This is a genomic window from Clostridium simiarum (assembly GCF_018919175.1).
Classification (GTDB): domain Bacteria; phylum Bacillota; class Clostridia; order Clostridiales; family Clostridiaceae; genus Clostridium_L; species Clostridium_L simiarum.
This window is the reverse complement of record NZ_JAHLQL010000008.1, coordinates 36,764-50,393: the sequence shown is the minus strand read 5'-3', so window position 1 is coordinate 50,393 and position 13,630 is coordinate 36,764. Positions and strand designations below refer to the sequence as shown.

13 protein-coding genes, 1 CRISPR repeat array and 1 riboswitch are annotated in these 13,630 nt (G+C 30.3%); of the genes, 5 read left to right on the top strand and 8 right to left on the bottom strand.

The window, feature by feature from the left end; genetic code table 11:
- The first annotated feature begins 73 nt into the window (after positions 1 to 73).
- From KQI89_RS16135 to dhaM, 5 genes are all read left to right on the top strand, one after another.
- Positions 74 to 1,024: an ABC transporter permease gene (locus KQI89_RS16135; RefSeq protein ID WP_032123155.1), complete on the top strand. Its 951-nt coding sequence runs from the start codon at positions 74 to 76 to the stop codon at positions 1,022 to 1,024.
- 1 nt (position 1,025) lies between these two features.
- Positions 1,026 to 1,865 (top strand): ABC transporter permease, encoded by an 840-nt coding sequence (locus KQI89_RS16130; RefSeq protein ID WP_216457956.1) that lies wholly within the window; start codon positions 1,026 to 1,028, stop codon positions 1,863 to 1,865.
- A gap of 378 nt (positions 1,866 to 2,243) precedes the next feature.
- Complete coding sequence (gene dhaK / locus KQI89_RS16125) at positions 2,244 to 3,242, top strand: dihydroxyacetone kinase subunit DhaK (protein WP_216457955.1); 999 nt, start codon at positions 2,244 to 2,246, stop codon at positions 3,240 to 3,242.
- A gap of 53 nt (positions 3,243 to 3,295) precedes the next feature.
- The gene (dhaL, locus tag KQI89_RS16120) at positions 3,296 to 3,934 is read left to right on the top strand and encodes a dihydroxyacetone kinase subunit DhaL (RefSeq protein WP_216457954.1); all 639 of its coding nucleotides are present in this window, start codon (positions 3,296 to 3,298) and stop codon (positions 3,932 to 3,934) included.
- Between the two features lie 50 nt (positions 3,935 to 3,984).
- On the top strand, positions 3,985 to 4,374 hold the full coding sequence (dhaM, locus tag KQI89_RS16115; RefSeq protein ID WP_216457953.1) for a dihydroxyacetone kinase phosphoryl donor subunit DhaM: 390 nt from the start codon (positions 3,985 to 3,987) through the stop codon (positions 4,372 to 4,374).
- A 91-nt stretch (positions 4,375 to 4,465) separates the two neighbouring features.
- Here dhaM and thiT read toward each other — a convergent pair whose 3' ends face one another.
- The 8 genes from thiT to KQI89_RS16075 all read right to left on the bottom strand — a co-directional run bounded on the left by thiT (position 4,466) and on the right by KQI89_RS16075 (position 13,629).
- Positions 4,466 to 5,119 carry an energy-coupled thiamine transporter ThiT gene (gene thiT / locus KQI89_RS16110; RefSeq protein ID WP_216457952.1) on the bottom strand — a complete coding sequence of 218 codons (654 nt, stop codon included), beginning with the start codon at positions 5,117 to 5,119 and terminating at the stop codon, positions 4,466 to 4,468.
- A 63-nt stretch (positions 5,120 to 5,182) separates the two neighbouring features.
- Positions 5,183 to 5,282, bottom strand: a riboswitch (TPP riboswitch).
- 163 nt (positions 5,283 to 5,445) lie between these two features.
- Complete coding sequence (locus KQI89_RS16105) at positions 5,446 to 5,751, bottom strand: HNH endonuclease family protein (RefSeq protein WP_032123161.1); 306 nt, start codon at positions 5,749 to 5,751, stop codon at positions 5,446 to 5,448.
- Positions 5,752 to 6,140: 389 nt separating this feature from the next.
- Positions 6,141 to 6,956, bottom strand: a complete 816-nt coding sequence (locus KQI89_RS16100) for a hypothetical protein (RefSeq protein WP_216457951.1) — start codon at positions 6,954 to 6,956, stop codon at positions 6,141 to 6,143.
- Between the two features lie 148 nt (positions 6,957 to 7,104).
- The gene (locus KQI89_RS16095; protein WP_216457950.1) at positions 7,105 to 7,848 is read right to left on the bottom strand and encodes a hypothetical protein; all 744 of its coding nucleotides are present in this window, start codon (positions 7,846 to 7,848) and stop codon (positions 7,105 to 7,107) included.
- A 12-nt stretch (positions 7,849 to 7,860) separates the two neighbouring features.
- Positions 7,861 to 8,736, bottom strand: coding sequence for an ATP-binding cassette domain-containing protein (locus KQI89_RS16090; protein ID WP_216457949.1), 876 nt, complete (start codon positions 8,734 to 8,736; stop codon positions 7,861 to 7,863).
- Positions 8,737 to 9,108 carry a GntR family transcriptional regulator gene (locus tag KQI89_RS16085; protein WP_343216388.1) on the bottom strand — a complete coding sequence of 124 codons (372 nt, stop codon included), beginning with the start codon at positions 9,106 to 9,108 and terminating at the stop codon, positions 8,737 to 8,739.
- 328 nt (positions 9,109 to 9,436) lie between these two features.
- Positions 9,437 to 9,709: a ribosomal protein L7/L12 gene (locus KQI89_RS16080; protein ID WP_216457947.1), complete on the bottom strand. Its 273-nt coding sequence runs from the start codon at positions 9,707 to 9,709 to the stop codon at positions 9,437 to 9,439.
- Positions 9,710 to 10,054: 345 nt separating this feature from the next.
- Positions 10,055 to 12,778: a CRISPR direct-repeat array (repeat unit 37 nt; unit sequence GTTTCAATCCTTGTTTTAATGGATTAGTTTCTAATAT).
- Between the two features lie 200 nt (positions 12,779 to 12,978).
- Entirely contained in the window at positions 12,979 to 13,629 is a 651-nt protein-coding gene (locus KQI89_RS16075; RefSeq protein ID WP_216457946.1) for a CRISPR-associated endonuclease Cas6, read from the bottom strand.
- Position 13,630: the final 1 nt, after the last annotated feature.

The window sequence follows — 13,630 nt, the reverse complement described above, 5'->3', positions numbered from 1 at the left end:
ATATTAGAGGGAAACCGTATTGGCTTCCCTTTAATTTTCTTTATATTAAATTTAAAATTCTGAGGTGAATAAATTGGCACGATATATATTAAAAAGGATCCTTCAAGCTATTCCAATGTTAATATTTATATCAATATTATCTTTTATTCTTATTAAAATGGCTCCTGGGGACCCTGTTAGATCCTATGTTACTCCAAATATGAGCGCAGAAGATGTGGAAAGGGTAAGACAAAATCTAGGCCTTGATAAGCCTCTTCCTGTACAGTATGCAATGTGGCTTAAAAATGTTTTAAAAGGTGACTTTGGATACTCACTTATAAACTATAGACCTGTGGCTGCTCAAATAAAAGAGAGAATACCTGCAACTTTGCTGCTTATGGGTACCTCTTTAATAACAGCCATAATCTTTGGAATTATTTTCGGCTTAATTTCTGCTTATAATAAAAATAAATGGATAGATAATGTTATTTCAGTAATCAGTTATATAGGTATCTCTATACCTTCTTTCTGGTTTGCCATGATACTCATAGTTATATTTTCACAGCAGCTTAGACTTTTGCCTAGCGTAGGTATGCATACCATTGGAGTAGACTCTACTTTAGATGTAATTAAACATACCATAATGCCTGCTACAGTGCTAAGTTTTCAAAACTTTGCTGTCATAACTAGATACATAAGAAGTAAGGCAATAACGGAAATGAAAGAAGACTATGTAAGAACTGCTATAGGAAAAGGTGTCAGCTCTAAAAAAGTTTTCGGTACTCATATTCTAAAAAACACCCTTTTACCCATAATAACTATAATAGGTATGTCCTTACCTAATCTTATTGCAGGTGCTTTTATTACAGAAACCATTTTTGGTTGGCCTGGTATGGGTAGACTTGGTATAAATGCTATATTTAGCTTTGACTATCCCTTAATAATGGCTATAACTATGATATCAGCTTTAATGCTTATTTTAGGAAATCTTATAGCAGATATCTTATACGGGGTAGTAGATCCTAGAATAAAGGCGGTGAACTAATATGGGTGATAGTTTTTTTCAAATGGTAAAAAAGGACTTTAAAAAAAATAAATTATCTTTGGTTGCTGTAGTTACACTTATAATCCTTCTTATACTTTGCTTATTAGCATTTTTATCTCCCTATGATCCTAACGCTATTGATGTAAATAATAAGCTTCAAGGGCCTAGTTTAAAACATCTTTTTGGTACAGATGATATGGGAAGAGATTATTTTACAAGAGCCTTATATGGTGGCAGGCTATCCCTTTTTGTAGGTTTCCTATCTATGATTTTATCTAGTACTATAGGAACTATAGTGGGAACCATAAGTGGATATGCTGGTGGCATTGTAGATACTCTCATAATGAGATTTATAGATATTTTAATGTCTATTCCAAGTTTCTTCTTAATTCTTACATTAAATGTGTATTTTAAGCCTGGGGTTAAAAATATAATAATTATTATAGCCCTATTTAGCTGGATGGGAATAGCTCGTATAATACGTGGTGAAACCTTATCTATGAAGGAAAGAGAGTATGTGATATATGCTAAATCTCAAGGTATAAGACCATCTAGAATAATATTTAAGCACATAATACCTAATGTTTTCCCAAGCGTAATAGTTGCATCATCTATAAATATAGCAGGAGCCATACTTATGGAATCCTCCTTAAGTTTTTTAGGTCTTGGAGTGCAACAACCTAATTCTTCTTGGGGTAGCATGCTTCAAAGTGCTCAAGCTTATATGATAGATCAACCAGCCCTTGCAATCTTTCCTGGACTATTAATATTATTTACAGTGCTAAGCTTTAACATAATAGGAGATACTTTAAGATTGGCTTTTGAACCAAAAGCTAAATAATAAAAACACCTTTAAGGTGTTTTTATTATTTTCATGGAAAACATAACATTAATTGTAACTATCAATGTTATGCTGCCCTATAAATTATGAAGTTTAATTTTCAACCTTTTCCTTTATTCATTTTTATACAATAAATAAGCCTTATATCACAATTAAAGCCTTTTAGTGATAGGGGCTTATTTATTTTTTACCCATCATTACAAAGCTTAACACTAATATTAACAAATAGTTAATTTTACCTATGTCTTCACTTAAATCTTTTTAAATAATGCTCAATATTATATCATATATATAAAGGTATAAAAATTTGAAAATTATAAATATTTATAATAAATTTCACTAACATGGCAAATATTATTCAATAAGGAGGTTTTCGTAATGAAAAAATTAATAAACGATCCTAACCTAGTTGTGGATGATATGCTTCAAGGTATAGCTTATGCTCACCCAGAATATTTAAGAAAACTTGATAATTATGATGTTCTTGTAAGAAAGGACTCTCCTATTAAAGGAAAAGTTGCTTTAGTAAGTGGTGGAGGTAGCGGTCATGAACCTGCTCATGGTGGTTATGTGGGTAAAGGAATGTTAGATGCTGCTGTAGCAGGAGCTGTTTTTACCTCCCCAACTCCAGATCAGGTTTATGAAGCTGCAAAGGCTGTAGATAGCGGTGAAGGTGTATTACTTATTATTAAAAATTATAGTGGAGACATTATGAATTTTGAAATGGCAAAAGAAATGGCAGAAATGGAAGGAATAAAAGTTGATACTGTAGTTGTAAACGATGATGTAGCTGTGGAAAATAGTACTTATACCGCTGGAAGACGTGGTATTGCAGGAACAGTTTTGGTCCATAAAATAGCTGGGGCAAAGGCTGAAACTGGCGCTTCCTTAGAAGAGGTAAAAAACACTGCTGAAAAAGTAATTGCTAATGTAAGAAGTATGGGTATGGCTTTAACTTCTTGTATTGTTCCTGCTGCAGGAAAACCTAACTTTACATTAGCTGAAGATGAAATGGAGATAGGCATGGGTATACATGGTGAACCAGGTACCCATAAAGAGAAACTAATAACTGCTGATAAAGTTGCAACTCAATTAGTAGATAAAATATTAGCTGACATGAAATTAAACTCAAACGAAGAAGTTGCGGTTATGATAAACGGACTTGCCGCTACACCTCACATGGAATTATATATAATAAATAAAAAAGTAAGTGAACTTCTAAACGAGAAGGGAATAAAGGTATATAAAACCTTTGTAGGTGAATACATGACTTCTTTAGAAATGGCTGGTTGCTCTGTTACTTTATTAAAATTAGATCAGGAACTAAAAGAACTTTTAGATGCTCCAGCAGACACTCCTGCCTTTAAGGTTATTTAAAGTATCAAGCTAATATTATCTCCCTAAAAACTTACAGAAAGGAGATCTTAAAGATGAGCTTAACAGGTTTACAAGTAAAAGATTTATTCATGAAATTAAATGAAGTAATGGCTAAAAATAAAGAATATCTTACAACCTTAGATGCTACTATAGGCGACGGAGATCACGGATTAAATTTAAATAAAGGTTTTACTGCTGTGGTAGATAAAATAAAAGATGAAGATGGAAATAATATAGGGGATATGCTCAAAAAAGTAGGAATGGCTTTAGTCTCTAATGTAGGTGGAGCATCAGGTCCTCTATATGGCACAGCTTTTATGAAAGCTGCTGTGGATGTGAATGGCAAATCTCAGGTAGATTTAAAGGATTTTCGAAATATGCTCCAGTCTGCTTTAGAAGGTATAAAAATGAGAGGAAAAGCTGAATTAGATGACAAGACCATGGTAGATTCCATTGAGCCAGCCCTAAATCAGTTAAAAAAATCTATTGATGAAGGTGATAATGCAGTAGATGCCTTATTCAAAGTGAAAGAAGCTGCTTATAATGGTGTAGAACATACAAAGACTATAATTGCTAAAAAAGGTAGGGCAAGTTACCTTGGAGATAGAAGCATAGGCCATCAAGACCCTGGTGCTACTTCTAGTGCTCTTATTTTGGAAACTATTTATGAGTATGTTAAATCTCAAACCTAAATCATCTTCTATACCCTATCAATTAAAATAACGGAAAGGAAGAAGTTAAAATGGTTGGATTAGTTATAATATCTCATAGTAGCAATGTTTCAAAAGGGGTTAAAGAATTAGCTAAGGAAATGGCTAAAGAAGTGCCTATAGCAGAAGCTGGTGGTACTGAAGATGATAGAATTGGTACAGATATAAATAAAATACTTAAGGCCATAGATGAAGTCTATTCTGAAGATGGAGTTCTAATACTCTTTGACCTAGGTAGTGCGTTTATGAATGCTGAAATGGCTCTTGAAATGTTAGATGAAGATAAAAAGAATAATGTAGAGATAATAGATGCAGCTTTAGTAGAAGGCGCTATAACAGCTGCTGTAGAAAGCAGTATGGATAAAAGTAGAGCTGAAATAAAAGAGGCTCTAAAATCATTATCTCTTGGAAAAATTTCATAAGCTAGTTTTCAATTATGGTAATCATGAGATAAATTAAAGACTGTGGATAAATAATCTTTACATAGATATTAATCCACAGTCTTAATATGTTTTAGGCTAAATTTCTTGCCATTTCAGTTCTTAATCTTTTAACAGGTATCATAGCTAAAATAATCATAGCTATTATAGCTTCCGGTATTAAGTATGTCCCATTATATGATATGGAATAAATCCAAACATTCTTACCTCCAGCATTTTCATAAAAGAATACTACTCCTGAAATAACATGACATAAGCATCTTAAAGCTATAGCCACCAAAGTCCCCAAAGATATATTGTTTTTAAAATATCCTGCTACACCTAATAATCCAAAAGCTAAGATATAATCAATTAAAAGCTGTATTGGATGTACCACAGTAGCACCTAAAAGCAAGTCCATAACACCAAATATTAGTCCTGTTAAATACCCTATTCTAGGCCCATAAACATAGGCTATAAATATAATAGGAATCATAGACCCTAAAGTTACAGAACCACCCATAGGCATCTGCATTATCCTAAACATCTTTAATACAATAGATAAAGCCACAGCAATACCTATATGAACCATAGTCTTTGTAGTAAGTTTCACCTTACTTACGTATATAAATGTAACAACTAAAGCTATAACTACCAATAAAGTTATATATATCTTAGGATCTAAAAAGACTTTGCCTAAAGATTCCTCTGCCTTTGGAACCTTAAACTTAAATTTAAACCAATTCATTGATTAATCCTCCTTTATATAAATATTTTTACAAAAAAACAAACACTGTAGAAAAACAGTGTTTTAGTAACAATCTCGCTTTCCTACGCTGGTATTACCCAGTTCAGGTACAAGGGTTAGGAAAACATTCCCTCTCAGCTTTAAAGCACCCCTAGCATTATATTATTTTTAACTTACTATATCATAATCATAATAACATGTTTCACCTATGAATATCAATAGTATAAACAAACTTTACTGTACTATTGTAAGCTATCAATTGAGTATTATATTTAGGTAGAGTTTACCTGTAAAAATACCACTCTCCATCTTATCATTATAAAGAACTAATCTCTCACCCTTACTCTTTTCTCTCTAGATTTTTTAATTGTTGCTGTGTGAGTTATTGGTTGTTTTTTTATCCAATTTAGATACTTTTTAATTTTTTCATCATTTTTTAGTCTATCTATGGTATAAAGCCTTACAGCTAATTCTTTATTAGAGTAAAGGGCATGTATTTGCTTATGACAATTTATACAAAGTCTTGAAGTTCCCATATTCTTTCCACCTTCTTCTCTTGGAATCAGGTGATGTTCTGTAGTTTCTACTCCTTCTCTTCCACAAAGCTCACAGACATCCTCTAAAAAATCCATTAAATCACCCCTGAATGAAAAAATATAAGACATCAAATTTAATTATAATATCATAAAGATTAAAAGTCTAATTACCTTAGGCAATAAAATTTTTAAAAATTTATATAATTAATATTGATTATTAATAAATAATAGTATATAATATAATCAATAACAGATATTAAACAGATATTACTATCAATTAGGTAGGCAATAACCCCTATTGTCCCCCTTATGACAATGAAACACTCAAGCAATATTCATGCTTGAGTGTTATTTTTTATTCCTTGAATATCAGCTCTAATAGTGTTTTTTAAAAACTTTGGTGAAAGGCTAAAGATCACTTGATTAAATATTAAAGGTCAGACAGGATTTTAATTATCCTATCTGACCTTTAGTTTTAGTTTTACTTATCTTTCAATTATATCTTTATTACCATCTTTATCCATTATATAGTTTAATCCATAGCCTACCATTGGATCTATAGGCTCAACACCATTTACAATTTTAGGTGTGTTTTCAAAATCTATAAGACCTAAGCCTTCTCTGTAGGTTCTCTTTTCTATGTAGGTATTATCTTTATAACCTTCCATATTAGCTACAGTGGTTTCAGTAACAAATTGAGTTTTATCTCCTTTTTTCTCAACAGCTTTTATCTCTGTTACTGCCTTAAACTCTTTATCCTTTTGTTTAAAGCTTTGCTCCCACTTATTTCCTACCTTAACTTCCCCTTTAACTACTATAAAATTTTCAATTATAGAGTTTAAAGTAGTTTTTCTGTCTTTTAGATAATCTTTATTTTCTATCTTTTCTACAACCTTATCCTTATCAATTATATAACTTGCTATAAACTCTCTTGGCCCCTTTGTCTCTCCAACTCCATCACTCATAGATCCTTTATAAACAACTGTCTTTTCCTTTGGATTATCTGTAACTTCCTTTTCATACTTAGCCCTGTATCCATACTCCGCCATTCCTATGTACACCATCTCATCTTTACCCTTGTAGAAATATTTATCAAATCTATTTAAAACTGCTGGATCTACCTTTTCTTCTTGAGGCTTCTCCTTATTTTCTTCTGGCTTTTTAGTGTCATTTTCTTGTTTTGTCTCTTGGTTAGGCTTGTCTCCTTCTACTTTAACTTGTGCATCTTGCTTAGGAGTACACCCTGCTAAAAGTGTTAAAGACATAAATAGTGGTAAAACAAAATATCTAATTTTTTTCATTAAAATCACTCCTTGCTCTTATTAATTAAACTACATTTGAAGTTAAAAATTACTCTATATATTTTATTATACCACAGTTTAATTCAAATAATAAAATGCAAAGGAGGGAGCTAAAACTCCCTCTTAATACTAAAAATCTCATTGATTCTTATTTATTTGATTTAATACTTAATTTTCTAACAAAGCCCCAAGCTATTACATGGAGTAATACTATGGTAATGATAAATTTTATAAAGAAGGTAATAAAGTCATTGTAAGATGCTATGAAGGTAGCAAAATTTAATATAGACGTTGATAAAATCTTTATATTTCCTACGATCATAAATAAAATCCCAAAACCTATCCAAAATTTATAACCAATTTTATATACAAAAATTCCAACTAAGTTAAACATGGAAGTAAATAACAATGTTAGTAGAAATACAATGATAATAATATAAAAAATACTATCTGTTTCACAATTAAAATACATAAGATCCGTTAGAGCTTCTCCACCCATGGCTCTTACTATAAACCTATCAGCTTTTAAAAGTACAGCTTCTACTACTGACATAGCTAAAGATATCATAACATTATAACCTATAACACCCTTATAAAAGTCTTTTCTTGTAGAACTAAATCCTATAGCTGCTGGAAAGCTCTTATAGTACATAACAATGCAGGATACCAAAATAAATATAAGAATAGATATTGCATTTCCTCCTGCTACATTTACGCTACCTTGGTTAACACTAGGCTCTGACCAATAAATTCCAAACTTGCTGTTTATATTAGTAGTATTATTTAATACATGAAATAATACATTGCTTAACAGGACTATAGACCAAAATACAACAAAAGCTTTCTTAGCATCTAAATATTGAAATTTTAATTGTCTTTTAAATCCTTCCATAATCTCTCCCCCCTAACTATTTAGTCCTTCTGTAATATAAATAAATAACTTTTGCAAAGACATAGGACTTATGTCTATATTATTATCCTTTAAGAGCTTAAGCTCCCCCTCTTCAAATTTACCTAAAACTCCTATTATAGAAGTAGCTCCAAAAAACTCTTTATGGATTATATTTTTATTTTTTATTAAAGGTAGTATTATCTCTTCTCTTCCGCTTAAGAAATGAGCCTTATCTAAAAGGGTATCTATCTCTTCTTTAAGGATAATTTCTCCTTTATTCATTACTATAATTTCCTCAAATAGGTTACTTACCTCATCAATTAAATGAGTTGATAATATAATTGTCCTTTTATGCTCTTCATAATCCTGTAATAATAAATTATAAAACTTCTCTCTAACTGCGGCATCAAGTCCTAGGGACGGTTCATCAAAAATGGTTATTTTTGCTCTAGAAGCGAGTCCTATAATTACCCCAACTATGGATTTAGTTCCTCTAGAAAGATTTTTATATTTTTTATTAGTATCTAAGTTGAATTCCTTTACTAAAAATTCTTTATACTCTTCATCCCAATTTTTATATAAAATACTAGCGAATTTAAATATCCTTTTTACCTTATCATCTTCTAGGGGAATTTCTTTTTCTTTAACTAAACATATATTTTCTAGGGCTTTTGTGTTTTCGAAAACCTCTTCCCCAAAAATATTAATATGTCCACTATCCCTAATTATTTGAGCTGCAATAAGGTTTGTCAGGGTACTCTTTCCAGCTCCGTTTCTTCCGAGAAGCCCATAAATCTTATCTCCTTCTAAGGTTAAATTTATATTTTTCACTGCTTCTAATTTGCCATAAAACTTTGATAAGTTTTCACACTTAATTGCATCAGCCATTTATTCTTCACCTCCAATATAATCCTCAATAACTTTTATGATATCATTCTTCTTAACTTCTAATCTTTCCGCTTCCTTTATAAGTTCTGGTATTGCCTCCTTAAAGAAAACCTCTTGTCTTTTCTTTAAGATTTTATCTTTAGCCCCCTCTGCTACAAACATACCTATACCTCTCCTTTTATAAAGTATTTCATCTTCCACCAATATATTAAGCCCCTTCCCAGCTGTTGCTGGGTTAATTTTGTATACCTTAGAAAACTGATTAGTAGAAGGCGCCTGCTCTCCTTCTCTTAAATTTCCTATTAATATTTCATTTTCTATGGTTTCAGCAATCTGTATATAAATGGATTTATCCGAATTTAGATCCAACATCAAATTCACCTCCTTGTGATATTATATGGTTAATCACTTAATCGGTTCATTACTTATATAACTAACTATATACCTAAAATTTGGTTTTGTAAATAGCTAATCTACAATAATTTTTTAAATTGTAAATTACAACATTTTTAAATTATTTACCTAATCATTTATAGCCTTAAGTGTTCCAATAAAAAATCTATGCCTAAAAGAGAAAATCGAAGTTAAAAATGAGCTTTCTCAAAACCTAATTGCATCTTTTTACCATAAAATAAAAGTAGCCCACCATTTTTTAATAATGACAAGCTACTTTTCATGATTTTTCTACAAATCAACAACCTTAAATCTTATCTAAGTTATCAACATATTCCTTGGCTTCCTTTAATCCAAGCCCTAAATCCATCCTTACTTTTTTAACTGCCTGAACCTTTTTACCTTCTGCAATTAAAGATCTTAATTCATTTTGGTCTATAAAAGGTTCTTCCACTCCAACTTTGCTAGCAATCTTTTGTAAAGTTGAATTCATACGACTCATCCTGTCTTTTAATTCACTGATATGCATTATAAGAAGTGAGGTCGCCATTAATAAAACTCCTATAATTGTATATTCCATAGTTATCCCCCCATTGTTCACTTAAATTATATCATAAATTAGGTTTCTCTCACCTACAATAGGAGTTTTTCCTTCATCAATTATTTATTAAAAATCATGAGCCCTAACCCTTAAAGAACCTAATTCTGGTATTTCCTACTGTATTCATCTACAGTCTTACACAACTAATACGTAACCGTAAAAAAATTGATGCCTACAATTTAATAACTCCATAGTATAGAATAACAAGTAATAAAGTAAAAGGCGGCCTGTTATGCAAAGAGAAAATAAAAAAACAAACTAGGTTGAGATAATGGATTAGTTTCTAATATATATTTGAGGTTATAAATGATTCAATAGTAATATGTTTCAATCCTTGTTTTAATGGATTAGTTTCTAATATCAAAAAAATATAAGAATATTAAAATATACCTTGTGTGTTTCAATCCTTGTTTTAATGGATTAGTTTCTAATATGACAGCTTATTTGGACTACAACAAGTGCCTGGAGGGTTTCAATCCTTGTTTTAATGGATTAGTTTTTAATATTCTCTTAATCTATCCCCAAACAAACTTATTCCCCCTGTTTCAATCCTTGTTTTAATGGATTAGTTTCTAATATGCAATATAAGACATATCTTAACCTTGTGGAAGCGTGTTTCAATCCTTGTTTTAATGGATTAGTTTCTAATATAGCTATTTGAGTATTTAATATCTTCCGAAAATCCTTTGTTTCAATCCTTGTTTTAATGGATTAGTTTCTAATATAGTATAAAGTATGCTGTTACGGAAAATGGAACTTGGTTTCAATCCTTGTTTTAATGGATTAGTTTCTAATATTATTATCTGAAGCTCCTAGTACCTTTACTGTCTTGGTTTCAATCCTTGTTTTAATGGATTAGTTTCTAATATTCATATAATTTTTTTCTACTAAACAGTTAAAAAATAGTTTCAATCCTTGTTTTAATGGATTAGTTTCTAATATTGATATAATAACCATGCTAAGTTTAAATCCTTTGTTTGTTTCAATCCTTGTTTTAATGGATTAGTTTCTAATATAGAAGCATAAAATTATTATTGGTGAAACTTATATTAGGTTTCAATCCTTGTTTTAATGGATTAGTTTCTAATATAATTAAAGCCGCCTTACCTGCTTCTGCACTTCCAAAGTTTCAATCCTTGTTTTAATGGATTAGTTTCTAATATGGTATTTTCAGGCTGTGTATTTCCATATAGATTGTAGTTTCAATCCTTGTTTTAATGGATTAGTTTCTAATATCCTGAAGTAAAAGCTTTTATAAAGAGACAATCTTTGGTTTCAATCCTTGTTTTAATGGATTAGTTTCTAATATACTACAGCCAAGGAGTATTCGAATGTCCTTATTTAGTTTCAATCCTTGTTTTAATGGATTAGTTTCTAATATGTTTATCAATTGTACTATGTCAGTAATCAAACCATAGTTTCAATCCTTGTTTTAATGGATTAGTTTCTAATATAGTACCTTTAATAAGTAAAGTGTACTACAAAGCGTTGTTTCAATCCTTGTTTTAATGGATTAGTTTCTAATATGTTTATCATATTTAAAAATGAGTTTCAAGAATAGGTTTCAATCCTTGTTTTAATGGATTAGTTTCTAATATTTAAGAGGAAAAAATGAAAGAAATTATTTGCTGTGGTTTCAATCCTTGTTTTAATGGATTAGTTTCTAATATCATCACCCATAGCCACGATTTTATTTTCAAAAATGGTTTCAATCCTTGTTTTAATGGATTAGTTTCTAATATCCTCATATTCTCTTTTAGGTAATAAAAAAGGCAAAAGTTTCAATCCTTGTTTTAATGGATTAGTTTCTAATATTTGGACAAGCGAGGATTCTTATAATGCTACCGATCGTTTCAATCCTTGTTTTAATGGATTAGTTTCTAATATATTCAGCCGCTACTTGTATTTTCTGGATTAGTACATGTTTCAATCCTTGTTTTAATGGATTAGTTTCTAATATGATTGGTCATAAAACCACCTTCTTATATCTTATGTTGTTTCAATCCTTGTTTTAATGGATTAGTTTCTAATATCTCTAGCCTCTTGTCCGCTAATAGTATCTTCTGCTTGTTTCAATCCTTGTTTTAATGGATTAGTTTCTAATATGCACCACATCTGGAGTTCCCGCTTTACCATCATTGAGTTTCAATCCTTGTTTTAATGGATTAGTTTCTAATATACAAACAAAGCCTCATTTGCATCCATTCTAGTTTTGTTTCAATCCTTGTTTTAATGGATTAGTTTCTAATATATTGGATTTCTCAGACAACTCTCTAACTGTCAACCCGTTTCAATCCTTGTTTTAATGGATTAGTTTCTAATATACTCCCACACTGGGTTATTTTTTAACTATCCCAATGTTTCAATCCTTGTTTTAATGGATTAGTTTCTAATATTATAAATCTTGCTTTCTTTAACTGGGATTGCTCCAAGTTTCAATCCTTGTTTTAATGGATTAGTTTCTAATATGCTATAACAGATAGAGAAGAAGGCGAAATATTAGCGTTTCAATCCTTGTTTTAATGGATTAGTTTCTAATATGAGCAGAGCCAAGCTAGGCAATATAAACTTACAAGCGTTTCAATCCTTGTTTTAATGGATTAGTTTCTAATATGTTGCCACCACTTCTTCTAGACGTTCTTTTAAACAGTTTCAATCCTTGTTTTAATGGATTAGTTTCTAATATTGTGAAATACACGAAGGTTATAAGGTTAACTATACGTTTCAATCCTTGTTTTAATGGATTAGTTTCTAATATAGCACAGTGGTGCAACATAGGAGTGTGGAGAAATAGTTTCAATCCTTGTTTTAATGGATTAGTTTCTAATATTTTAGAAATGGTACACATAGTTATAACTGGAGAACCGTTTCAATCCTTGTTTTAATGGATTAGTTTCTAATATGCAAGAAACTGTGTTGCGTGGGAAACATCTAAAGAGTTTCAATCCTTGTTTTAATGGATTAGTTTCTAATATCTGTTAGTGTTGGAGGTTTAATAATTGAAAAAATACGTTTCAATCCTTGTTTTAATGGATTAGTTTCTAATATAGCAATTTCTTAAACTTTATAGAGTTAGTGCGCTTTATAGCATTTTAAAGACAAGTTTAAAAGTTTCATTAATCATACTTTTATAATCTAAAAAGTTCCTATTTCTGTCCACATTACATACTTAGTATACCCTAAAGCCTATTGATTTATCAACGTTAAAAAACTTATCACTTGTCTACTTCTTAAAATTCCACTATATTTTATACTCTTTCTATGGTTCCAAATCCTCTTGATACAGATTTACCAATACCAAAATAGTTTGGAATATTAAAGTTCACTTTAAAATTCCCTATGAATGCTATATGCTTAATACCTTTTAGCATAACTTCTTTTTCTTTTAAATTAACCCAACAGTTAATTCTTTTATCCACAGTATAGTCTATTCCCTTTGACATAGAAATAATATTTCCTATTAAAATTTTCTTTAATATTTCTTCCTGCTCTATTTTATTGCCCCTTCTGTAAGCTTCAATATTTTTTTGACTTAACGATATCCAAGGAGTTAAAAAATTATACTCAATATAATCATCTTCACACCCAAATTCAAATTCATGTTTAATTATTTCTTTTTGAAATGTGTCATATTTAATACCATCAAGTACTAATTCATCATTATTAATTCCTATATTAGCTACAGTATTTGCCCCTTCATTAATTCCTATAATAATCGGAATTTTTGATAATACCTTATACTGTACTAGAGGATATCTATATATAAATTTATCTTCTTCATGATTATGTAGAAGATTATTCCCACTATATTTATTTCCCAAATATCCTCTTATTTTTTCCCCATGTCTTGGAGTTAGTTTCATATCATCAAACATTACTCTACAAACTTTTAGTTTCAAT